We start from the raw sequence: 22920 nt of genomic DNA, 5'->3' as shown, positions 1-22920 counted from the left end.
GGGGTGGGCGGGGGCGATACGACTGACACGCCGAGAGCGTAGACGCGGCCTGCCACGTCCATTTCTTGTCCGAACGGTTCGGACAGCGGTAACCTTCAACTGCCAGGGGCACTAGCCCCGTGGAAGTGGACCCGGCAGCCTTCCGGACGGTGGGTGAGCCGGGTCTCGCGCTGTCTGGCCTCGTCAGACCTGCCGCGACTCACTGATCATGCGGCGGATGGAGTCCTTCCAGCGCCCGCCTTTGGCCCAGCACCAGGCCAACGCGTCGGGAACGGCCAGCAGACACTCCTCGTGGGCGCGTAGCTGGTCGTACCGCAGCCGCCCGTCCACCCCGCACTTCCTGACCTGCTCGAAGAGCAGGCGCTGATCGGCCTGGAAGGTCGAGTCGTCGCGTTCCAGGACGAGGCGGGCAGCCCCGATCTTCGCCGTGTGCTCCACCAGAGAGACGAGGCAGGCTTCGCGAGCGACCCGGGCGTTGCGATGGTCCTTCGCGTCGAAGATGACGGCGTGCGCGGAGAGCGCGAGAAACCCGTCGATGATCTGACGGCGCCGGTCGTCTCTCTCCTTGTGGAAGTGGATGCGGCGTTGGCCGGGCAGGATGAGATCACGAATCGACCGCCGTGCAGCGTTCAGGTCGGCCGGGTGCATGACCACGGCGGCGACGAGTAGCCCTCGCTCCTTGGTCTCGTCGACGAAGACGTGCGCGGTCATGGGACGAGGCTCTCCTGTCGCTGCTCGGACCCGCTCAGGCGTTGACGATTTCCCTGATGCGGTCGAGCTTCTGCCGGGCGGTCAGGCCGGCGGGGTTCTTGGTGCCGATGACGTCCAGCTCCGCTCGGACGTCACAGTCGTCCGGCTGAAGGATCGCATCGATCACACGTGCTCGGGGGCCGCCGTCCCGGACGTAGATCCAGACCGTCTGCGACTGCCGCGGCTCGGTGTTGAGCGCCGCGTCGAGCCGGTGGGGAGGGAAGAAACCGAGGCCGGTCGCCCTGAGCGTGTCGGCGATCTCGGCCAGGACCCAGCGGCCGAGCTTGCGGTAGCCCAACTCGTCCCGCAACTCGCCGAGGGTCGCTTCCGTCAGTCCTCCGTCCGCTCGGCAACGGGCCGCGATGCCTGGAGCGGTGTCCGTCTCGCTCACGTCCCACCCCAATGGCGTCGATGGATGTCGAACAAGATGATGCGAGATGCTCAACATCTTGTCAACCAATCACCGATGTTTTATTTCGACCTTGAGGATATTTTCGGGGAAGTGGGTTCGGCTCACACCGGAGGGCCCGGTACGGCGGCATCCACCGGTCGCGACGTACGCTCGGGGATGTGACGGCGAACCGGGAGATCGACGACATCCTGCAACGCGGCGCGGACGGCGGGCGGATCACGCCCGAGGAGGCGCTGCTGCTCTACACCGACGCGCCCTTCCACGCGCTGGGCGAGGCGGCCGACGCGGTACGGCGGCGCCGCTACCCGGACAACATCGTCACGTACCTGATCGACCGCAACATCAACTACACGAACGTCTGCGTGACGGCGTGCAAGTTCTGCGCGTTCTACCGGGCCCCCAAGCACAAGGAGGGCTGGACCCACCCGACCGAGGAGATCCTGCGCCGCTGCGGCGAGGCGGTCGAGCTGGGCGCCACCCAGGTCATGCTCCAGGGCGGGCACCACCCGGACTACGGCGTCGAGTACTACGAGGAGTTGTTCTCCTCGGTCAAGAAGGCGTACCCGCAGCTCGCCATCCACTCGATCGGCCCGAGCGAGATCCTGCACATGGCGAAGGTCTCCGGCGTGAGCCTGGACGAGGCCATCGCCCGGATCAAGACCGCCGGCCTGGACTCGATCGCCGGTGCCGGCGCGGAGATGCTGCCGGACCGGCCGCGCAAGGCGATCGCGCCGCTGAAGGAGTCCGGCGCCCGCTGGCTGGAGGTCATGGAGCTGGCGCACCGGCAGGGCCTGGAGTCGACGGCCACCATGATGATGGGCACCGGCGAGACGAACGCCGAGCGCATCGAGCACCTGCGGATGATCCGCGACGTGCAGGACCGCACCGGCGGTTTCCGGGCCTTCATCCCGTGGACGTACCAGCCGGAGAACAACCACCTCAAGGGCCGCACCCAGGCGACCACGCTGGAGTACCTGCGCCTGGTCGCGGTGGCCCGGCTGTTCTTCGAGACGGTGCCGCACCTGCAGGCGTCCTGGCTGACCACCGGCAAGGACGTCGGGCAGCTCGCGTTGCACATGGGCGTGGACGACCTCGGCTCGATCATGCTGGAGGAGAACGTCATCTCCTCGGCCGGCGCCCGGCACCGGTCCAACCTGCACGAGCTGATCGGCATGATCCGGTCGGCCGACCGGATCCCGGCCCAGCGGGACACGCTCTACAACCGGCTCGCGGTGCACCACACGCCCGCCGACGACCCGAGCGACGACCGCGTCGTCTCGCACTTCTCGTCGATCGCCCTGCCCGGCGGCGGCGCCGGGAAGTCGCTGCCGCTGGTCGAGGTCAACTGACCCGGTTCCGCCGTTCGGCCGGTCGGCGTTCGTCGTGCGGCCGGAGCTCCGCCCGTTTCCGGTGAAGCTTGCGCCAGGGGTCTTCACCTGCGTGATCACCGACGGCTAGCCTGCCCGCGCGACACCACCGATCCGGGCCGCGAGCAGGCAGGTAACAGGTCGGCGGCGACCCGGTCGAGCACGGCCCGGTGAGCCGACGACGCCATTACGCTTGCGGCGTCCGTCGGACCGTCGTCCTCCATCGGCCCATGAGGGCCGTTCACATAACGCACCGCGGCAGGGGCGGGATGGGTGACCATCCCGCCCCTGCCGTCTGCCGGGATCGATGGGAACAACGGCCGCGTACCCGGGGGGAGGCGGGGGCGGCGCGGCTGGCAGAGTGGAGGGGTGAGCCGTACCCCGCAGGGCCAGCGCGCCAGCCTGGACAAGCAGCCGCACGAGGTCGCCGCGATGTTCGACGGCGTCGCCGCCCGCTACGACCTGACGAACACCGTGCTCTCGTTCGGTCAGGACCGGTCGTGGCGGCGGGCCACCCGGGCGGCGCTCGGGCTGCGCCCGGGCGAGCGGGTGCTGGACGTGGGCGCCGGCACCGGTGTGTCGACCGAGGAACTGGCCCACTCCGGGGCGTACGCGGTGGGTGCGGACCTCTCGCTGGGCATGCTGTTCGCCGGCAAGCGCACCCGCCCGTCGGTGCCGCTGCTGGCCGGGGACGCGCTGCGGTTGCCGTTCGCGGACGCCAGCTTCGACGCGGTGACCATCTCCTTCGCGCTGCGTAACGTCAACGACACCGACGCGGCGCTGGCCGAGTTGGCCCGGGTGACCCGGCCGGGCGGACGGCTGGTGGTGTGCGAGTTCAGCACTCCGGTGAACCCGGCGTTCCGCACCGTCTACCTGTCGTACCTGATGCGGTCGTTGCCGGCGGTGGCCCGCGCGGTGTCCAGCAACCCGGACGCCTACGTCTACCTGGCGGAGTCGATCCGCGCCTGGCCGGACCAGGCGGCGCTGGCCGCGCGGATCGGCGCGGCCGGCTGGGGACGGGTGGCGTGGCGCAACCTGACCGGCGGCGTGGTGGCGTTGCACCGGGCCGTCCGAAACTGACCCTCCGGCCAGCGCGAGCTGGTCATTTCGTGAATATCCGATTCTGGTCTACTTTGTCCCGTAGGCTCGCCCCCATGACGGGACCAGACCAGGCCGCCACCGACGACGACGCCGCCGAGCTGATCGCGCAGCTCCGCGAGCTGGCCGGCGCGGATCCCGCAGATGTCCGGCAGGTCGTCGCCGAGGTGCTCGCCGCGCTGGACCGGGCCGCCGGCGGCGCGTTGCGCGACCACCTGCCCGAGACCATCCGGCTCGACGCCGGACTCGGACCGGCCGCGCAGGCGCGCCCGTGACCGGTCTCGACGCTCTTACCGGCGCGTTTCCGCGAAGTTAGGCCCCCCTCAGCGCGTACTGGTGTAACGCCGGTCATAGACTCCAACCGGATCGGCTTGTGAAGCATTTCACGAGCATGCGGGAGGAGGCGCGGATGACCGCGGTGGAGAACGACGCCGACGTCATCGTCGTGGGCGCCGGTCCCGGAGGATCGGCCACGGCGTACCACCTGGCGCGGCACGGCGTACGCGTGCTGCTGCTGGAGAAGACGGAATTTCCCCGGGAGAAGGTCTGCGGTGACGGGCTCACGCCCCGCGCCGTGCGGCAGCTGATCCGGATGGGCGTGGACACCTCGCCCGAGGCGGGCTGGCTGCACAACAAGGGCCTACGGGTGATCGGCGGCGGAGTACGCCTGGAGCTGGACTGGCCCGACCTGGCCAGCTTCCCCAACTACGGCCTGGTGCGCACCCGGCTCGACTTCGACGACCTGCTCGCCCAGCGTGCGGTCGCCGCCGGGGCGAAGCTCCAGACCAGCGTCAACGTCCTCGGGCCGGTGCTCGGCGCCGACGACCGGGTGATCGGCGTGCAGGCCGAGGTCGGCCCGGACAAGGAACCCGCCACGTTCCACGCGCCGCTCGTGGTCGCCGCCGACGGTGTCTCCGGCCGCTTCCCGCTCGCCCTCGGGCTGGCCAAGCGGGAGGACCGCCCGATCGGCGTGGCCGTCCGCCGCTACTACCGTTCGGCCGCCAAGCACGACGACGACTACCTGGAGTCCTGGTTGGAGCTGCGGGCCAAGGGCAACGACGCGCTGCTGCCCGGCTACGGCTGGATCTTCGGCCTCGGCGACGGCCGGGTGAACGTCGGCCTGGGCGTGCTCAACTCCTCCTCGGCGTTCGGCAAGACGAACTACCGCAAGCTGCTCACCGACTGGCTCGCGAACACCCCCGAGGACTGGGGGATGACCGACGAGTCCAACGCGGAGGGTCCGATCCTCGGCGCCGCGCTGCCGATGGGCTTCAACCGGGTACCGCACTACACCCGCGGCGTGCTGCTCGTCGGCGACTCCGGCGGCATGGTCAACCCCTTCAACGGCGAGGGCATCGCGTACGCGATGGAGTCCGGCGAGATGGCCGCGGAGGTCGTGGTGCAGGCGCTCGCCCGCCCGGCCGGCGCGGAACGGGAGCGGGCGCTGATGGCGTACCCGCAGGAGCTGAAGGCCCGCTTCGGCGGCTACTACCGGCTCGGCGGCGTCTTCGTGAAGCTCATCGGCCGGCCCGAGATCATGCGGATGGCGACCAAGCACGGCATGCCGCACCCGATGCTCATGCGCTTCGTGCTCAAGCTGCTGGCCAACCTGACCGACCCGCGCGGCGGGGACGCGATGGACCGGGTCATCAACGCGATGACGAAGGTGGCCCCGGCCGTGTAGGAGACGACCGGCCCGGGCCCGACGCCCACGAGCCGGACATGGATCGACCCCGCCGACCGAGGTCGTGAGGGACGTGAATAGTGTGATTTTGGCCAACCACCGAGGTCAGGGAAGGACGAGCAGGGGACAACGATGACGCTCTCTCCTTACGCACCCATCATCGGGCTGTTCGCCCTCGCTGCGGCGTTCGCGCTGTTCTCCGTGGCCGCTGCCCGACTCGCCGGCCCGCGGCGTCTCAACAAGGCCAAGCTCGAGGCGTACGAGTGTGGCATCGAGCCGAGCCCGCAGCCCGTCGGCGGCGGCCGGTTCCCGATCAAGTTCTACCTGACGGCGATGCTCTTCATCGTCTTCGACATCGAGATCATCTTCCTCTACCCCTGGGCGGTCTCCTTCGACGCCCTGCCGATCTTCGGCTTCGTGGAGATGGTCCTGTTCATCGTCGCGGTCTTCGTCGCATACGCCTACGTCTGGCGGCGCGGCGGCCTGGACTGGGACTGAGGAGGTAGCAGATGGGCATCGAGGAGAAGCTCCCCTCCGGCGTCCTGCTCACCAGCGTCGAGAAGCTGGTCAACTGGACGCGGAAGACCTCGGTCTGGGGCGCCACGTTCGGTCTGGCCTGCTGCGCCATCGAGATGATGGCGGCGGGCGGCCCGCACTACGACATGGGCCGCTGGGGCATGGAGGTCTTTCGCGCCTCGCCCCGCCAGGCGGACCTGATGATCGTGGCCGGCCGGGTGAGCCAGAAGATGGCCCCGGTCCTGCGCCAGATCTACGACCAGATGGCCGAGCCCCGCTGGGTCATCTCGATGGGCGTCTGCGCCAGCAGCGGCGGCATGTTCAACAACTACGCCATCGTGCAGGGCGTCGACCACGTCGTCCCGGTCGACATGTACCTCCCCGGCTGCCCGCCCCGGCCGGAGATGCTCATCGACGCGGTGCTCAAGCTGCGCGAGAAGATCATGCACGAGCCGCTGGGCCCGAACGGCCGCAAGATGCTGGAGGCCCGCCAGGCCCGCGGTGACGTGCCGGTGGTGCCGTACGGCTCGATGCCCTCGTCGTACCGCAGCGACAAGGCCCGCCGTGCCGAGTGGACGAAGGCGGTCCGCGAGGGGCGCGAGGAGCAGCTTCGGATCGAGAACTGGATGAAGGCGCAGAACCACCTTCAGGCGTCGCATAGGGGCCCGAAATGACCGCACCGAACGACAAGAACAACGACGGCGGGGTGCCGGTACCCACCACCCCGGCCGGTGCCAGCTCCACCGCCCCGGCGGAGTACCCGCCGGCCAGCCCGGCCGGCCGGGGCATGTTCGGCAACCAGGGCACCGGTGACGTCTCCGGCTACGGCGGCCTGGTCCGCCAGCGCAAGCCGATCGAGGAGGCGTCCCGGCCGTACGGGAGCTACTTCGACGAGGTGCGGGACGCGCTGGAGGAGGCGTACCCGGACTTCGGCGACGCGATCGAGAAGGTCGTGGTCGACCGGGGCGAGCTGACCCTGCACGTCCGCCCGGAGCGGATCGCCGAGGTCTGCCAGGTGATGCGCGACGACCTCGCGCTGCGCTTCGAACTGCTCTCGTCGGTGTCCGGCGTGGACTACCTGGGCGCGGAGCGCCGCCTGCACGTGGTCTACCAGCTCACCTCGATGACCTACCGGCGCATGGTCCGGCTGGAGGTGGCGGTCTCCGCGGAGGAGCCGCACGTCCCGAGCGTCACCGCCGTCTACCCGACCGCCGACTGGCAGGAGCGGGAGACGTACGACATGTTCGGCGTCGTCTTCGACGGCCACCCCGCCCTGACCCGGATCCTCATGCCGGACGACTGGGAGGGGCACCCGCAGCGCAAGGACTACCCGCTGGGCGGCGTCCCCGTCGAGTACAAGGGTGCGGAGATCCCCCCGCCGGACAAGCGGCGGTCGTACCAGTGAGCGCGAGGAGTGCAGCGAAGCGGAGCCCCGCAGTCGCGAACGGAGGGTTGGCACTGTGACCACGTCGAACTACGCGACCGAGCGCGAGACGACCGAGGGCAAGGTCTTCACCGTCACCGGCGGGGACTGGGACGAGGTCGTCTCCGGCACGGACCCGATCAACGACGAGCGGATCGTCGTCAACATGGGTCCGCAGCACCCGTCCACCCACGGTGTGCTCCGGCTGGTCCTGGAGCTGGAGGGCGAGACGGTCCGCGAGGCCCGCTCGGTCGTCGGCTACCTGCACACCGGCATCGAGAAGAACCTGGAGTACCGCAACTGGGTCCAGGGCTCGACGTTCGTGACCCGGATGGACTACCTCTCGCCGCTGTTCAACGAGACGGCGTACGCGCTCGCGGTGGAGAAGCTGCTCGGCATCACCGACGACATCACCGAGCGGGCCACCACCATCCGCGTGCTGATGATGGAGCTCAACCGCGTCTCGTCGCACCTGGTCTGGCTGGCGACCACCGCCATGGAACTGGGCGCGATCAACATGATGCTGTACGGCTTCCGCGAGCGAGAGTACGTCCTCGACATTTTCGAGACCATCACCGGCCTGCGGATGAACCACGCGTACGTGCGGCCGGGCGGCGTGGCGCAGGACGTGCCGGACGACGCGATCCGCAAGATCCGCGACTTCCTCCAGCTGATGCCGAAGCGGCTCAAGGAGTACGAGAACCTGCTGTCCGGCCAGCCGATCTGGCTGGAGCGTACGCAGCACGTGGCGGTGCTCGACGTGACCGCTTGCATGGCGCTCGGCGTCACCGGCCCGGTGCTGCGGTCCGCGGGCCTCGCCTGGGACCTGCGCAAGACGATGCCGTACTGCGGTTACGAGACGTACGAGTTCGACGTGCCGACGCACACCGACGGTGACGTGTGGGGCCGCTACCTGGTGCGGGTGGCGGAGATCCGCGAGTCGCTGAAGCTGATCGAGCAGGCGCTGGGCCGCCTGAAGCCCGGCCCGGTGATGGTCTCCGACAAGAAGATCGCCTGGCCGGCGCAGCTCGCCATCGGCGTGGACGGCATGGGCAACTCGCTGGAGCACGTCGCCAAGATCATGGGTCAGTCGATGGAGTCGCTGATCCACCACTTCAAGCTCGTCACCGAGGGCTTCCGGGTTCCGCCGGGCCAGGTGTACGTCGGCATCGAGTCGCCCCGCGGCGAGCTGGGCGTGCACGCGGTGTCCGACGGCGGCACCCGGCCCTACCGGGTGCACTACCGGGAGCCGAGCTTCGTCAACCTCCAGGCCCTCCCGGCGATGGCCGAGGGCGGCCTGATCGCCGACGTGATCGCCGGCGGCGCCTCGCTGGACCCCGTGATGGGTGGTTGTGACCGATGAGCTTTTCCGAAACGACTCGCGTCCGGGCGCGGGAGATCATCGCCCGGTACCCGGCGGACCGGTCCCGCTCGGCGCTGCTGCCGCTGCTGCACCTGGTCCAGTCCGAGGAGGGCTACGTCTCCCCGGCCGGTGTCGAGTTCTGCGCCGAGGTGCTCGGGCTGAACAAGGCCCAGGTCGGCGCCGTCGCCACCTTCTACACCATGTACAAGCGCAAGCCCACCGGTGACTACCTGGTGAGCGTCTGCACCAACACGATGTGCGACGTGCTCGGCGGGCAGAAGGTCTACGACACCCTCGCCGAGCACCTCGGCGTCGGGCACGAGGAGACCACCGCCGACGGGAAGATCACCCTGGAGCACGCCGAGTGCCTGGCGGCGTGCGACTACGGCCCGGTGATGACCGTCAACTACGACTTCTTCGACAACGTGGAGCCGCAGGCCGCGCTCGACGTGGTCGAGGAGCTGCGCGCCGGCGGCCGGCCGATGCCGACCCGTGGGGCGCGGCTCTGCACGCTCAAGGAGATGGCGGTCCAGCTCGCCGGTTTCGCCGACGAGCGCGACGGCGCGGTGGCTGACGGCGGGCCGGGCGAGCCCAGCCTGCGCGGCCTGCGCCTGGCCGAGCAGCACGGCGTCTCGGTGCCGGGCTTCGACCCGAAGACGCCGATCCGCAGCAAGGCCGAGGCCGACCGGGCCGCCGCCGAGGAGAAGGCGAAGGCCGAGGCCGCGAAGCCGGCCCCCGCACCCGAGCCGGCCAAGGCAGTCGAGCCGGCCAAGCCGGAGGCGGCCACCGGCAGCACCGCGCCGGACGTGAAGGCGCCGGACGCCAAGTCGCCGCAGGTGCGTACCGCCGAGACCCGGCAGCCGGACGCGAGCACCCCGGTGCCCGACGCCCCCGGCACGAAGATGCCGGTGGACGGCCCGGCCCCGGCGCCGCGCGACGCGCGGGCGGCCGAGGCGGCCGGCGCGGCGGCGAACCCGCCGGCCGGCGACGGCAAGCCCGCCGGCGACGCGGCCGGCGCGCAGGAGCGCAACCTCAAGGAAGCGGAATCCGGTACGGGCGCGGACGGCGGCGACCCGGCGGACGCGAGCGGAACGGGGGTCCGGAAGTGACCACTCCTCGGCCGGAGACGCTGGCCAAGCTCACGCCGGTGCTCACCAAGCGCTGGCTCTCGCCGGACGCGTGGCGGCTCGGCACCTACGAGAAGCTGGACGGCTACGCCGCCCTGCGCAAGGCGCTCAAGGCGCACCCGGACGACCTGATCCAGCTGATCAAGGACTCCGGACTGCGCGGCCGGGGCGGCGCGGGCTTCCCGACCGGTCTCAAGTGGGGGTTCATCCCGCAGGGCGACGGCAAGCCGCACTACCTCGTGGTGAACGCCGACGAGGGCGAGCCGGGCACCTGCAAGGACCTGCCGCTGATGACCCACGACCCGCACTCGCTGGTCGAGGGCGTCATCATCGCCTCGTACGCGATCCGGGCCAACCGGGCGTACATCTACATCCGCGGTGAGGCGGTGCACGCCGCCCGGCGGCTGCGCAGCGCTGTCGACGAGGCGTACGCCAAGGGTTATCTCGGCCGCAACGTCCTCGGTTCGGGCTTCGACCTGGACCTGGTGGTGCACTCGGGCGCCGGGGCGTACATCTGCGGTGAGGAGACCGCGCTGCTGGACTCGCTGGAGGGCTTCCGCGGCCAGCCCCGGCTGCGCCCGCCGTTCCCGGCGACCCACGGCCTGTACGCCAGCCCGACCGTGGTCAACAACGTCGGCACCATCGCCAGCGTGCCGTACATCGTGCTCGGTGGCGCGGACTGGTGGAAGACGATGGGCACGGAGAAGTCGTCCGGCCCGATGATCTACTCGCTGTCCGGCCGGATCGCCAACCCCGGCCAGTACGAGTGCTCGATGGGCATCACGCTGCGCGAGCTGATCGAGCTGGCCGGCGGCATGAAGCCCGGGCACAACCTGAAGTTCTGGACCCCGGGTGGCTCGTCGACGCCGCTGCTGACCGCCGAGCACCTGGACGTGCCGCTGGACTTCGAGGGGGTGGCGGCGGCCGGCTCGATCCTGGGCACCACCGCCACGCAGATCTTCTCCGACCAGGACTGCCCGGTGTACGCGACCTACCGGTGGCTGGAGTTCTACCACCACGAGTCGTGCGGCAAGTGCACCCCGTGCCGGGAGGGCAACTACTGGATGGTCCGGGTCTACCGGCGCATCCTGGCCGGCCAGGGCACCCACGAGGACCTGGACACCCTGCTCGACACCTGCGACAACATCCTCGGCCGCTCGTTCTGCGGTCTCGGTGACGGCGCGACCAGCTCGGTGACCTCGTCGCTGAAGTACTTCAAGCAGGACTACCTCGACTACATCGAGGGACGTACCGCGCCGAAGCTCTCCGACAAGTCTCTGGTTGGAGCTCACTGATGACCGACGTAGCCAAGCAGACCGAGACCGTCACGCTGACCATCGACGGCGTCGAGGTCACCGCGCCCAAGGGCGCGCTGCTGATCCGCGTCGCCGAGCAGCTCGGCACCGAGATCCCGCGCTTCTGCGACCACCCGCTGCTGGCCCCGGCCGGCGCCTGCCGGCAGTGCCTGGTGGAGGTGGAGGGCCAGCGCAAGCCGGTCGCCTCCTGCACCCAGACCGTCGCCGACGGCATGGTGGTGCGGACGCAGCTCACCTCCCCGGTCGCCAAGAAGGCCCAGGAGGGGGTGATGGAGCTGCTGCTCCTCAACCACCCCCTGGACTGCCCGATGTGCGACAAGGGCGGCGAGTGCCCGCTGCAGAACCAGGCGATGTCCACCGGCCGGACGGACTCGCGGTTCCACGAGCACAAGCGGGAGTACCCGAAGCCGCTGCCGATCAGCACCCAGGTGCTGCTCGACCGCGAGCGTTGCGTGCTCTGCCAGCGGTGCACCCGGTTCTCCGAGGAGATCGCCGGGGACAAGTTCATCGACCTGATGGGACGCTCCTCGCACGAGGAGATCAACATCTACCGGGACGAGGAGTACGGCGAGGACGGCGACGCCGGTGACGTCCCGTTCAACTCGTACTTCTCCGGCAACACGGTGCAGATCTGCCCGGTGGGCGCGCTGACCGGTTCCCAATACCGGTTCCGGGCCCGCCCGTTCGACCTGGTCTCCACGCCCAGCGTCTGCGAGCACTGCTCGGCCGGCTGCGCCCAGCGCACCGACTGGCGGCGCGGCAAGGTCCTGCGCCGGCTGGCCGGCGACGACCCGGCCGTGAACGAGGAGTGGAACTGCGACAAGGGCCGCTGGGGCTTCCAGTACACCCGCGCGTTCGACCGGATCAGCACCCCGATGGTGCGCGACGAGAAGACCGGTGAGCTGCGCGAGGCGTCCTGGAGCGAGGCGCTCACCCGGGCCGCCGAGGGGCTGCGCGCGGCCCGCGACGGCGCGACCGGCACGGCGGTGCTGACCGGCGGCCGGCTCACCGTCGAGGACGCCTACGCGTACGCGAAGTTCGCCCGCATCGCGCTGCACACCAACGACATCGACTTCCGGGCCCGCCCGGTCTCCCGCGAGGAGGCCGACTTCCTGGCCAGCAGCGTCGCCGGGGTCACCGACGTGACCTACACGGACGTGGAGAACGCGCCCGCCGTGGTGCTGGTCGGCCTGGAGCCGGAGGAGGAGTGCCCGATCCTCTTCCTGCGGCTGCGCAAGGCGTACCTGAAGAGGAAGCTCACGGTGTACGCGATCGCGCCGTTCGCGACCCGCGGCCTGGAGAAGCTCGGGGCGAAGCTCGCCCGGGTCGTGCCCGGCGAGGAAGCCGGCGTGCTGGCCGAGCACGCCACGGTGGCCGAGGCGCTGGGCCGGCCCGGCGCGATCCTGATCGTCGGCGAGCGCCTGGCCGAGGTGCCGGGCGGCCTGTCGGCGGCGGCGGACGTCGCCCGGCGTACCGGTGCCCGGCTGGTCTGGGTGCCGCGGCGCGCGGGTGACCGCGGCGCCGTCGACGCGGGCTGCCTGCCCAACCTGCTCCCCGGCGGCCGGGTCGTCACCGAGCCGGCCGCGCGCGCGGAGCTGGGCGAGGCGTGGGACATCCCGGCCGGGGTGATCCCCAGCCAGGCCGGCCGCGACACCGACGGCATCCTCACCGCCGCCGCGAACGGCAAGCTGGGCGCCCTGGTGGTGGCCGGCGTCGACCCGGCCGACCTGGCCGACCCGCGCCTGGCCGAGTCCGCACTGGACGCGGTGCCGTTCCTGGTCAGCCTGGAACTGCGGATGAGCGCGGTGTCCCGCCGCGCCGACGTGGTCCTGCCGGTCGCGCCGGTGGTCGAGAAGGCCGGCAGCTTCTTGGACTGGGAGGGCCGGCTGCGCACGTTCGAGAAGGTGCTGGACACCGGCGCGATGACCGACGCCCGCATCCTCGACGCGCTCGCCGCGCAGCTCGACGTGCGGCTGGGCACCGGCGACGTGCCGGCCATCCGCCGCGAGCTGGGCGCGCTGCCGCGCACCCGGGTCGAGCGGCCGTCGGCGCCCTCGGTCGAGCCGGCCGCCGTGCGGCAGCCGGGACCGGGCGAGGCGGTGCTCGCCACCTGGCACCAGCTGATCGACCTGGGCAGCCTCACCGACGGCGACGAGCACCTCGCCGGCACCGCCCGCCCGCCGGTGGTCCGGCTGGGCAAGGGCACCGCCGAGGCGCTGGGCGTCGCCGACGGTGACCCGGTCACGGTGGGCACCGACCGCGGCGCGATCACGCTGCCGGCGGCGATCACCGAGATGCCCGACGGCGTCGTCTGGCTGCCGACCAACTCACCCGGCTCCACCGTGCGGCGCGGCCTCGGCGCGACGTCCGGCGACGTGGTGAGCGTCTCCGCAGTCGGGAACGAAAGGTGGGTGCAGTGAACCCCGTCATCCTCGCGGCGCAGGACCCGACGCTTGCCGACTTCGGCAAGGACCCGTGGTGGCTGGTCCTCGGCAAGATCCTGTTCGCGTTCGTCGTCGCCGTGGCGGCCACGCTGCTCGGCGTCTGGTTCGAGCGCCGGGTCGTCGGCCGCATGGCGGTGCGGCCCGGCCCCAACCAGGCCGGCCCGTTCGGTCTGCTCCAGACGCTCGCCGACGGCGTGAAGCTGGCCTTCAAGGAGGACATCCTCCCGCGCAAGGCCGACAAGGTCGTCTACTTCTTCGCCCCGGTGATCTCGGTGGTCTGCGCGGTCACCGCGCTGTCGGTGATCCCGTTCGGGCCGATGGTGAGCATCTTCGGGCACCGCACGCCGCTCCAGGTCACCGACGTGTCGGTGGCGGTGCTGGTGGTGCTGGCCTTCTCCTCGCTCGCCGTGTACGGCATCGTGCTCGGCGGCTGGGCCAGCGGCTCGACCTACCCGCTGCTCGGCGGCCTGCGCTCGGCGGCCCAGCTGGTCTCGTACGAGGTCACCATGGGCCTGAGCGTGGTCGCGGTCTTCATGACCGCCGGCACCATGTCGACGAGCGGGATCGTCGCCGCGCAGGGCGACGGCACCCGGCTGAGCATCGGCGGCTTCGACCTCGCCGCCCCCGGCTGGTACGCGATCCTGCTGCTGCCCAGCTTCATCATGTTCTTCATCGCCATCGTCGGTGAGACGAACCGGGCACCGTTCGACCTGCCCGAGGCGGAGTCGGAGCTGGTGGCCGGCTTCCAGACCGAGTACAGCTCGCTGAAGTTCGCGCTCTTCATGCTCAGCGAGTACGTCGCGATGGTGACCATGTCGGCGTTCACCGTGACGCTGTTCCTCGGCGGCTGGCACGCCCCGTGGCCGATCACGATCTGGTCGGGCGCCAACGAGGGCTGGTGGCCGATGCTGTGGTTCTTCGGCAAGGTCATCATGCTGGTGTTCGTCTTCGTCTGGCTGCGCGGCACGCTGCCCCGGCTCCGCTACGACCAGTTCATGCGGTTCGGCTGGAAGGTGCTGCTGCCGCTGAACCTGGTCTGGATCATGGTGCTCGCCGGGCTGCGCTCGATCGAGGACTGGGAGACCCGGGACCGGCTGCTCGTCACCGCCGTCGGCGCGGGCGTGCTGCTGCTGGCCACGCTCTTCTGGCCGTCGCGGAAGAAGGAGCCGAAGCCGTCGCTCCAGGAGCAGGCGGACACCCGGCCGTACGGCAGCTTCCCGCTGCCGCCGATGGATCTTCAGGTTCCGCCGAGCCCGCGTACGAAGCGCGTGCTCGCCGAGCGGGAGCCGGCCAACGTCGTCGCCGGCCCGGACTCCAGGGAGGTGTGACGTGGGCGCGATCACCGGAACGTTCAAGGGCTTCGGTGTCACCTTCTCGCACATGTTCAAGAAGGTCGTCACCACCGACTACCCGTTCAAGCCGCCGGTCTCCGCGCCGCGCTACCACGGGCGGCACATCCTCAACCGGCACCCGGACGGGCTGGAGAAGTGCATCGGCTGCGAGCTGTGCGCCTGGGCCTGCCCGGCCGACGCGATCTACGTGGAGGGTGGCGACAACACCGAGGAGCAGCGCTTCTCCCCGGGTGAGCGGTACGCCAGCACCTACCAGATCAACTACGCCCGGTGCATCTTCTGCGGGCTCTGCATCGAGGCCTGCCCGACCCGTTCGCTGACCATGAGCAACGAGTACGAGCTGGCCCGGGACAACCGGCAGGACCTGATCTTCACCAAGGAGCAGCTGCTCGCGCCGCTGCTCGAAGGCATGGAGCAGCCGCCACACCCGATGCGGCTGGGCGACAGCGAGAAGGACTACTACGTCGGCGCGCTCACCAACCCGGGCACCTCGGCCGGCGCCGAGCGCTCGCCGATGGGTCCCGGCCGGTACCACGTGGAGGAGCACCCGGGCGTGACCTTCCCCGGCGCCGAGCAGGCCGAGCAGCGGTCCGCCGCCGCGGCGGGCAAGGGAGGCAAGGCATGACCTCGGCAACGGTGCTCGCCGCGGCGGGACAGGTGTCCGGGGGTGAGGAGGTCACCTTCTGGATCCTCGCCCCGCTGGCCCTGCTCGGGGCGGTCGGCATGGTGTGGGCCCGCAACGCGGTCCACTCCGCGCTCTGGCTGGTGCTGACCATGCTCTGCCTGGGCGTGTTCTACGTGCTCCAGGCCGGGCCGTTCATCGGCATGGTGCAGATCATCGTCTACACCGGCGCGATCATGATGCTGTTCCTGTTCGTGCTGATGCTGGTCGGCCGGGACGCGTCCGACTCGCTCATCGAGACGCTGCGCGGCCAGCGGGTCGCCGCCGTGGTCCTCGGGCTCGGCTTCGCCGGCCTGGTGGGCACCGGCCTCTACCGCGCGCTCGACGGCGTCCAGGCGGTCGGGCTCGACCAGGCCAACGGCGAGGGCAACGTCCAGGGCATCGCCCGGCTGCTGTTCACCAAGTACGTCTTCGCCTTCGAGCTGACCTCGGCGCTGCTGATCACCGCCGCCGTCGGCGCGATGGTGCTGGCGCACGTGGAGCGGCGCAAGGCGGACCGGATGGACCAGATCGCCACCATGAAGGCGCGGTTCCGCCCCGGCAACTACCCCGGACCGAAGCCCGGCCCGGGTGTCTACGCCACGTCCTCCTCGGTGGCCACCCCGGCCCGTCTGCCCGACGGCCGGCTGACCGACCGCAGCATCCCGGAGATCATGCCGGTGCGCGAGCTGACGGCCGAGGAGACCGCACCGAAGGGGACTGATCGGTGAGCGCGAGGAGTGCAGCGAAGCGGAGCCCCGCAGTCGCGAACGAAAGGCTGGCACCCGTGAGCGCGAGGAGTGCAGCGAAGCGGAGCCCCGCAGTCGCGAACGAAAGGCTGGCACGGTGACCCCGGACTACTACCTCATCCTCGCGGCGGTGCTGTTCACCATCGGCGCCGTGGGCGTGCTGGTCCGGCGCAACGCGATCGTGCTGTTCATGTGCATCGAGCTGATGCTCAACGCGGCCAACCTGACCCTGGTCACGTTCAGCCGGATCAACGGCGACCTGAACGGCCAGATCATGGCGTTCTTCGTGATGGTGGTGGCGGCGGCCGAGGTCGTGGTCGGGCTCGCGATCATCATGGCGATCTTCCGGACCCGGCGCTCGGCCAGCGTCGACGACGCCAACCTGCTGAAGTACTGAGGGGCTCGTGGTGGAACAGATTCTGACGATCGCCCAGTCTGAGCCAGCCGAAGCCGTCACCTTCGCCACGGCGGACGGGATGCTGGGCAGTGTCTGGCTGCTGGTGGCGATCCCGCTGGTCAGCGCGGCGATCCTGCTGCTGCTCGGCAAGCGGGCCGACCGCTGGGGCCACTGGCTGGGCGTGGGCGCCATCGGCGCCGCCTTCGTGCTCGGGCTCACCTACTTCTTCCAGCTCCGCGGGCTGGAGAACAAGCAGGTCGAGCTGAGCCTCTGGGACTTCATGGCGGTCGGCAACCTGAAGGTGGACTTCGGTCTGCTCTTCGACCCGCTGGCCGCGGTCTTCGTCCTGCTGATCACCGGGGTGGGCTTCCTGATCCACCTCTACGCCGTGGAGTACATGGCGCACGACGCGGGCCGGCGGCTGTTCTTCGCGTACTTCAACCTGTTCGTCGCCGCCATGCTCCTGCTGGTGCTCGGCAACAACTACGTGATGCTCTACTTCGGCTGGGAGGGCGTCGGCCTGGCGTCGTACCTGCTGATCTCCTTCTGGTACGGCCGGCCCAGCGCCGCCACCGCCGGCAAGAAGGCGTTCCTGATGAACCGGGTCGGCGACGCCGGCCTGGCCATCGGCATCTTCATCATGTTCGCCATGCTCGGCACCACCCAGTACGACGAGGTGTTCAACGGGGTCGGCTCGCTGACCTCGACCACCGTGCTGGTGCTCGGCCTGCTGCTCCTGCTCGGCGCGGCCGGCAAGTCCGGCCAGTTCCCGCTCCAGGCGTGGTTGCCGGACGCGATGGAGGGCCCGACCCCGGTGTCCGCGCTCATCCACGCGGCCACCATGGTCACCGCGGGCGTCTACCTGATCGCCCGCTCCAACGCGATCTTCTCGGCCAACGAGACGCTCCAGCTCGTGGTGGTCAGCGTCGGCGCGCTCACGCTGCTGATGGGCTGCATCATCGGCGCGGCCAAGGACGACATCAAGCGCGTGCTGGCCTGGTCGACGGTGAGCCAGATCGGCTACATGTTCCTGGGCGTCGGCCTCGGCGGTGCCGCGTACGCGCTGGCCATCGTGCACCTGCTGGCGCACGGCTTCTTCAAGGCCAACATGTTCCTCGGCGCCGGCTCGGTCATGCACGGCATGAACGACCAGGTGGACATCCGCCGCTTCGGCGGGCTGTCCAAGTACATGAAGGTCACCTGGCTGACGTTCATGATGGGCTGGCTCGCCATCATCGGCATGTTCCCGTTCTCCGGCTACTTCTCCAAGGAGCCGATCATCGTGGCCGCGTTCGAGCGGGAGGGCTGGACGGCCTGGCTGTTCGGCATGGCCGCGCTGCTCGGCGCCGGGCTCACCGCGTTCTACATGACGCGGCTGTTCGTGCTCACGTTCCACGGCCCGAAGCGCTGGACCGAGGACATCGAGCACCCGCACGAGTCGCCGAAGCTGATGACCATTCCGCTGATCCTGCTGGCGATCGGCTCGGTCGGCGCGGGCTTCCTGCTCGCCACCTCCGTGCCGGACTGGCTCACCGCCACCAACGGGCTCGGCGCCGAGAGCGGGGAGCACGCGCCGGTACTGGCGCACTGGCTGCTCACCGCGCTGTCGCTGCTGGTCACCGTGCTGGGCGCCGGGCTGGCCTGGTTCCTGTTCCGCTCCGGTACGGCCACCGAGCCGCAGCCGGCCGGCGTGGTGGTAACCGCCGCGCGCCGGAACCTCTACACGGACGCCTTCAACGAGGCGGTCTTCGAGAAGCCGGGCATCTTCCTCACCCGGGCGCTGGTGTTCCTCGACAACCGGGGCGTCGACGGGCTGGTCAACGGCCTGGCCGCCGCCGTGGGCGGGGGCTCGGGCCGGCTCCGGCGGCTCCAGACCGGCTTCGTGCGGTCGTACGCGACCTCGATCCTGACCGGCGCGCTGCTCGTGGTGGCGGCGTTCCTGGCGGTGCAGGCGGGGTGGCTGGCGTGATCGACCTCAACGCGGCCGCCCCCGCCGGCGGGCCACGCAGTCACGACGGAGGTAAGGCCGAATAATGTCCAACTTCCCGTTCCTCTCGGTGCTGACCGTGGCGCCGCTGGTCGGCGCCCTGGTGGTGGCACTGCTGCCCCGCAGCCGCCCGGACCTGGCCAAGCTGGTCGCGTTCGGCTGGTCGCTGCTGGTGCTGGTGCTGTCGGTGGTGATGTGGTTCGCCTTCTCCGCCGGCGGTGACCGGTTCCAGTTCCGCGAGTCGTACCCGTGGATCCCGAACTGGGGCGTGAACTTCACCTTCGAGGTGGACGGCATCGCGCTGGTCATGCTGATGCTGATCGCGATCCTGGTGCCGCTGGTGATCCTGGCGTCCTGGCACGACGCCGAGGCGTCGAAGCGCTCGGTGCCCGCGTACTTCGCGCTGCTGCTCGTCCTCGAGTGCACGATGATCGGCGTCTTCGCCGCCGCCGACGTCTTCCTGTTCTACGTGTTCTTCGAGGTCATGCTGGTGCCGATGTACTTCCTGATCGGCAGCTACGGCGGCCACCAGCGGCAGTACGCGGCGGTGAAGTTCTTCCTCTACTCGCTGGTCGGCGGTCTGTTCATGCTGGCCGCGGTGATCGGCCTCTGGGTGGTCGGCGGGAAGACCTTCGACTGGCAGGCGCTGAGCCAGGCCGAGTTCGCCACCGACACGGCCCGCTGGCTGTTCCTCGGCTTCTTCGTCGCCTTCGCGATCAAGGCGCCGTTCTTCCCGTTCCACACCTGGCTGCCGGACGCCGGTGGCGCGGCCCCGGCCGGTGCCGCCGCGCTGCTGGTCGGCGTGCTGGACAAGGTCGGCACGTTCGGCATCCTGCGCTACTGCCTCCCGCTGTTCCCGGAGGCGTCGCGCTGGTTCGCGCCGTGGGCGCTCGCGCTCGGCGTCATCGGCATCATCTACGCGGCGCTGCTGGCGGTCGGCCAGAACGACCTGAAGCGGCTGGTGTCGTACACCTCGATCGCGCACTTCGGGTTCATCGGCGTCGGCATCTTCGCGTTCACCACCCAGGCCGGCACCGGCGCGGTGCTCTACATGCTCAACCACGGCCTGGCCACCGGCCTGCTGTTCCTGGTGGTCGGCATGCTGATCGCGCGGCGCGGCTCGGCGCTGATCAGCGACTTCGGCGGTGCGGGCAAGCTGGTGCCGGTGCTGGCCGGTGTGCTCTTCTTCGCCGGTCTCGCCTCGCTGGCGCTGCCCGGTACCGCGCCGTTCGTCTCCGAGTTCCTGGTGCTGATCGGCACGTTCACCGTCAACAAGCCGGTCGCGGTGATCGCCACGCTCGGCATCATCCTGGCGGCGGCGTACGTGCTGTGGATGGTGCAGCGCACCACGCAGGGCACGCTGAACCCGGCGCTGACCGAGGTCGAGGGCATGCGCCGCGACCTCACCCTGCGCGAGAAGGTGGTCGTCGCGCCGCTGATCGCGCTGATCGTGCTGCTCGGCTTCTATCCCAAGCCGGTCACCGATGTCATCAACCCCGCCGTCCAGGCGACCATGCAGGACGTCGGCAAGTCCGATCCCGCCCCTGAGGTCGGCAGCGTCCAGGAGGCTGCGAAGTGAGTGAACTGAGGCTGCCGTCGATCGACTACGGGGCGCTCGCTCCGATCCTGATCATGCTGGGCGCGGCGCTGCTCGGGGTCCTGGTCGAGGCGTTCGTACCGCGCCGCCTGCGCAACGCGGTGCAGCTCGGGCTCGCCCTGGTGGCGATGCTCGCCGCGATCGTCATGGTGATCCTGAACGCCGACGACCGGCTGATCACCATCGGCGGCGCCATCGCGATCGACGGGCCGACGCTGTTCCTGCAGGGCGCCATCCTGGTGCTCGCCGTGATGGCGCTGCTGCTCGTCGGCGAGCGCACTGTCGAGCGGGGCGGCGCGTTCGTGGCGCACGCCGCGGTCACCGCCGAGTCGGCGGAGGACCGGCGGCAGGCCGAGGGCGTCGGTGGCGCCACCGAGGTCTACCCGCTGATGTCGTTCGCGATCGGCGGCATGCTGATCTTCGTGGCGGCGAACGACCTGCTGACCATGTTCGTCGCGCTGGAGGTCTTCTCCCTGCCGCTCTACCTGCTCTGCGCGCTGGCCCGCCGCCGGCGTCTGCTGAGCCAGGAGGCGGCGCTGAAGTACTTCATGCTCGGCGCGTACGCCTCGGCGTTCTTCCTGTTCGGTGTCGCCCTGATCTACGGCTTCACCTCCGGGATCCCGGGCCGCGCGGCCGGCGTCGACTTCGCCACCGTGCACGCCGCGGTCACCGAGTCGCCGTCCAGCCCGGTGCTGCTGTTCGCCGGCATGGCGCTGCTCGCCATCGGCCTGCTGTTCAAGGCCGCCGCCGCGCCGTTCCACGTCTGGACGCCGGACGTCTACCAGGGCGCGCCGACGCCGGTCACCGGCTTCATGGCGGCCTGCACCAAGGTCGCTGCGTTCGGGGCGCTGCTGCGCGTCTTCCACGTCGCGTTCGCCGGGGCCTCCTGGGACTTCACCCCGGTGCTCGGCGCGATCGCGGTGCTGACCATGCTGGTCGGCGCGGTGCTGGCGGTCACCCAGACCGACATCAAGCGCCTGCTGGCGTACTCGTCGATCGCGAACGCCGGTTACCTGCTCGTCGGTGTGCTGGCGCCGAGCCGTGAAGGGCTCTCCGGCACCATGTTCTACCTGGCCGCGTACGGCTTCTCGGTGCTCGCCGCGTTCGCCGTGGTGACGCTGGTGCGCGACGCCGACGGGGAGGCCACCCACCTGTCCCGCTGGGCCGGGCTGGGCCGCCGCTCGCCGTTCTTCGCGGCGATCTTCACGTTCATCCTGCTGGCCTTCGCCGGTATCCCGCTGACCAGCGGCTTCACCAGCAAGTTCGCGGTCTTCGGCCCGGCCCTGGAGGCGAACCAGGCGTGGCTGGTGATCGCCGGCGTGCTGACCAGCATGGTGCTGGCCTTCCCGTACCTGCGGGTCGTGGTGATGATGTGGCTGTCCGAGCCGGGCGAGTCCACCCCGACGGTGACCGTGCCGGGCGCGCTCACCTCGGCCGCCCTGGTCATCGGCGTGCTCGCCACGCTGGTCCTCGGCGTGGTGCCCGGCCCGCTGCTCGACCTGACCACCGGTGCCGCCGAATTCGTCAGATGACAGACGTGATCCCACCGGGGGCCGGTACGCCGTGGCGTACCGGCCCCCGGCCCGTATCCCCGTCGACGAGCAGGTCGAACGGGTGTGGCATGGTTGAGGACGTGGCGAACCCGGCTGGCGAGCGTTCAGGTCAGTTCGGCGCGCTCGGCCTGCACCTCGCCGACCCGCGCGTCGAAGCCTCCGTGCTGGGCGTGCTCGACCGGGTCGAGGCGAGCCTGCGGGCGAGCGTGGCCAGCGCCGACCCGCTGGTGACCGAGGCTTCCCGGCACCTGGTCGAGGCCGGCGGCAAGCGGTTCCGTCCGCTTCTGGTGGCGCTCGGCGCGCAGTTCGGCGACCCGGATGCCGACCAGGTCGTCCCCGCCGCCGTGGTGATGGAGCTCACCCACCTGGCGACGCTCTACCACGACGACGTGATGGACGAGGCCGCGGTGCGGCGTGGCGCCCCGAGCGCCAACTCCCGCTGGACCAACTCGGTCGCCATCCTGGTCGGCGACTACCTCTTCGCCCGGGCCGCGGACATCGCCGCCGACCTGGGCCCCGAGGCGGTACGCCTCCAGGCGCGCACGTTCGCCCGCCTGGTGCACGGCCAGATCGCCGAGACGGTCGGCCCGCGCGACACCGACCCGGTCGCGCACTACCTGCACGTGATCGCCGAGAAGACCGGCTCGCTGATCGCCACGTCGGCCCGCTTCGGCGGCATGTTCGGCGGCGCGTCGCCCGAGCACGTCGAGGCCCTGGCCGAGTACGGCGAGATCATCGGCGTCGCGTTCCAGCTCTCCGACGACCTGCTGGACATCGCCAGCGAGTCGGTCCAGTCCGGCAAGACGCCCGGCACCGACCTGCGCGAGGGCGTACCCACCCTGCCGGTGCTCTACGCGATGGCCTCCGACGACGCGGACGCGGCGAGTGTACGGCTGCGCGAGATCCTGGCCACCGGCCCGCTGGTGGACGACGCGCTGCACGCCGAGGCGCTGGGCCTGCTGCGGGAGTCCCCGGCGCTCAAGCGGGCCCGGGAGACGGTACGCAGCTACGCCGAGGACGCACGTGCCCGGCTGGCCCCGCTGCCCGAGGGCCCGGCGCGTCGCGCGCTGGAGTCCCTCTGCGACTACATCGCCGACCGCACCAGCTGACCCACTCCCCACCCG

21 protein-coding genes are annotated in these 22920 nt (G+C 70.5%); 19 read left to right on the top strand and 2 right to left on the bottom strand.

Annotation, left to right across the window (positions count from 1 at the left end; all coding sequences use genetic code 11):
• Positions 1-183: 183 nt before the first annotated feature.
• The gene (locus EAD96_RS03550; protein ID WP_120572084.1) at positions 184-711 is read right to left on the bottom strand and encodes a hypothetical protein; all 528 of its coding nucleotides are present in this window, start codon (positions 709-711) and stop codon (positions 184-186) included.
• Positions 712-745: 34 nt separating this feature from the next.
• Complete coding sequence (locus EAD96_RS03545) at positions 746-1141, bottom strand: hypothetical protein (protein ID WP_120572083.1); 396 nt, start codon at positions 1139-1141, stop codon at positions 746-748.
• 179 nt (positions 1142-1320) lie between these two features.
• On the opposite strand from EAD96_RS03545, the gene mqnC reads away from it, so the two are divergent.
• The 19 genes from mqnC (at position 1321) to EAD96_RS03450 (ending at position 22905) form a co-directional block, all read left to right on the top strand.
• A complete protein-coding gene (gene mqnC, locus EAD96_RS03540; protein ID WP_013283595.1) occupies positions 1321-2511 on the top strand; it encodes a cyclic dehypoxanthinyl futalosine synthase in 1191 nt (396 codons plus the stop codon).
• Positions 2512-2898: 387 nt separating this feature from the next.
• Entirely contained in the window at positions 2899-3609 is a 711-nt protein-coding gene (locus tag EAD96_RS03535) for a demethylmenaquinone methyltransferase (protein ID WP_121683240.1), read from the top strand.
• Positions 3610-3683: 74 nt separating this feature from the next.
• Positions 3684-3902 carry a hypothetical protein gene (locus EAD96_RS03530; protein ID WP_018787811.1) on the top strand — a complete coding sequence of 73 codons (219 nt, stop codon included), beginning with the start codon at positions 3684-3686 and terminating at the stop codon, positions 3900-3902.
• A gap of 134 nt (positions 3903-4036) precedes the next feature.
• Complete coding sequence (locus tag EAD96_RS03525; protein WP_121683241.1) at positions 4037-5311, top strand: geranylgeranyl reductase family protein; 1275 nt, start codon at positions 4037-4039, stop codon at positions 5309-5311.
• Positions 5312-5443: 132 nt separating this feature from the next.
• Positions 5444-5809 carry an NADH-quinone oxidoreductase subunit A gene (locus EAD96_RS03520; protein WP_013283601.1) on the top strand — a complete coding sequence of 122 codons (366 nt, stop codon included), beginning with the start codon at positions 5444-5446 and terminating at the stop codon, positions 5807-5809.
• 11 nt (positions 5810-5820) lie between these two features.
• Positions 5821-6501 carry an NADH-quinone oxidoreductase subunit B family protein gene (locus tag EAD96_RS03515; RefSeq protein WP_013283602.1) on the top strand — a complete coding sequence of 227 codons (681 nt, stop codon included), beginning with the start codon at positions 5821-5823 and terminating at the stop codon, positions 6499-6501.
• Positions 6498-7232, top strand: coding sequence for an NADH-quinone oxidoreductase subunit C (locus EAD96_RS03510; protein ID WP_121683239.1), 735 nt, complete (start codon positions 6498-6500; stop codon positions 7230-7232). Before EAD96_RS03515 ends, EAD96_RS03510 begins: the two co-directional genes overlap by 4 nt.
• 55 nt (positions 7233-7287) lie before the next feature.
• On the top strand, positions 7288-8613 hold the full coding sequence (locus EAD96_RS03505; protein ID WP_121683238.1) for an NADH-quinone oxidoreductase subunit D: 1326 nt from the start codon (positions 7288-7290) through the stop codon (positions 8611-8613).
• Positions 8610-9722 carry an NADH-quinone oxidoreductase subunit NuoE gene (gene nuoE / locus EAD96_RS03500; protein ID WP_120572079.1) on the top strand — a complete coding sequence of 371 codons (1113 nt, stop codon included), beginning with the start codon at positions 8610-8612 and terminating at the stop codon, positions 9720-9722. Before EAD96_RS03505 ends, nuoE begins: the two co-directional genes overlap by 4 nt.
• Complete coding sequence (nuoF, locus tag EAD96_RS03495) at positions 9719-11035, top strand: NADH-quinone oxidoreductase subunit NuoF (RefSeq protein ID WP_030273593.1); 1317 nt, start codon at positions 9719-9721, stop codon at positions 11033-11035. The genes nuoE and nuoF overlap by 4 nt, the downstream gene beginning before the upstream one ends.
• Positions 11035-13476: an NADH-quinone oxidoreductase subunit G gene (locus EAD96_RS03490; RefSeq protein ID WP_121683237.1), complete on the top strand. Its 2442-nt coding sequence runs from the start codon at positions 11035-11037 to the stop codon at positions 13474-13476. The genes nuoF and EAD96_RS03490 overlap by 1 nt, the downstream gene beginning before the upstream one ends.
• Entirely contained in the window at positions 13473-14828 is a 1356-nt protein-coding gene (gene nuoH / locus EAD96_RS03485) for an NADH-quinone oxidoreductase subunit NuoH (protein WP_120572076.1), read from the top strand. Before EAD96_RS03490 ends, nuoH begins: the two co-directional genes overlap by 4 nt.
• A 1-nt stretch (position 14829) precedes the next feature.
• A complete protein-coding gene (gene nuoI, locus EAD96_RS03480) occupies positions 14830-15477 on the top strand; it encodes an NADH-quinone oxidoreductase subunit NuoI (protein ID WP_120572075.1) in 648 nt (215 codons plus the stop codon).
• Entirely contained in the window at positions 15474-16244 is a 771-nt protein-coding gene (locus EAD96_RS03475; RefSeq protein WP_120572074.1) for an NADH-quinone oxidoreductase subunit J, read from the top strand. The genes nuoI and EAD96_RS03475 overlap by 4 nt, the downstream gene beginning before the upstream one ends.
• Positions 16245-16359: 115 nt before the next feature.
• Positions 16360-16659 carry an NADH-quinone oxidoreductase subunit NuoK gene (gene nuoK, locus EAD96_RS03470; protein ID WP_013283611.1) on the top strand — a complete coding sequence of 100 codons (300 nt, stop codon included), beginning with the start codon at positions 16360-16362 and terminating at the stop codon, positions 16657-16659.
• A gap of 79 nt (positions 16660-16738) precedes the next feature.
• Positions 16739-18628, top strand: a complete 1890-nt coding sequence (gene nuoL / locus EAD96_RS03465) for an NADH-quinone oxidoreductase subunit L (protein WP_233585399.1) — start codon at positions 16739-16741, stop codon at positions 18626-18628.
• 64 nt (positions 18629-18692) lie between these two features.
• The gene (locus EAD96_RS03460) at positions 18693-20225 is read left to right on the top strand and encodes an NADH-quinone oxidoreductase subunit M (protein WP_013473559.1); all 1533 of its coding nucleotides are present in this window, start codon (positions 18693-18695) and stop codon (positions 20223-20225) included.
• Positions 20222-21775 (top strand): NADH-quinone oxidoreductase subunit NuoN, encoded by a 1554-nt coding sequence (gene nuoN / locus EAD96_RS03455; protein WP_120572071.1) that lies wholly within the window; start codon positions 20222-20224, stop codon positions 21773-21775. Before EAD96_RS03460 ends, nuoN begins: the two co-directional genes overlap by 4 nt.
• 89 nt (positions 21776-21864) lie before the next feature.
• Entirely contained in the window at positions 21865-22905 is a 1041-nt protein-coding gene (locus tag EAD96_RS03450) for a polyprenyl synthetase family protein (RefSeq protein WP_120572070.1), read from the top strand.
• Positions 22906-22920: the final 15 nt, after the last annotated feature.

Origin of the sequence: Micromonospora sp. BL1, from assembly GCF_003667485.1 — a bacterium.
In the GTDB taxonomy this organism is placed as follows: Bacteria; Actinomycetota; Actinomycetes; order Mycobacteriales; family Micromonosporaceae; genus Micromonospora; species Micromonospora tulbaghiae.
The sequence above is the reverse complement of the archived record's forward strand: the minus strand, read 5'-3'. Positions and strand labels throughout refer to the sequence as shown.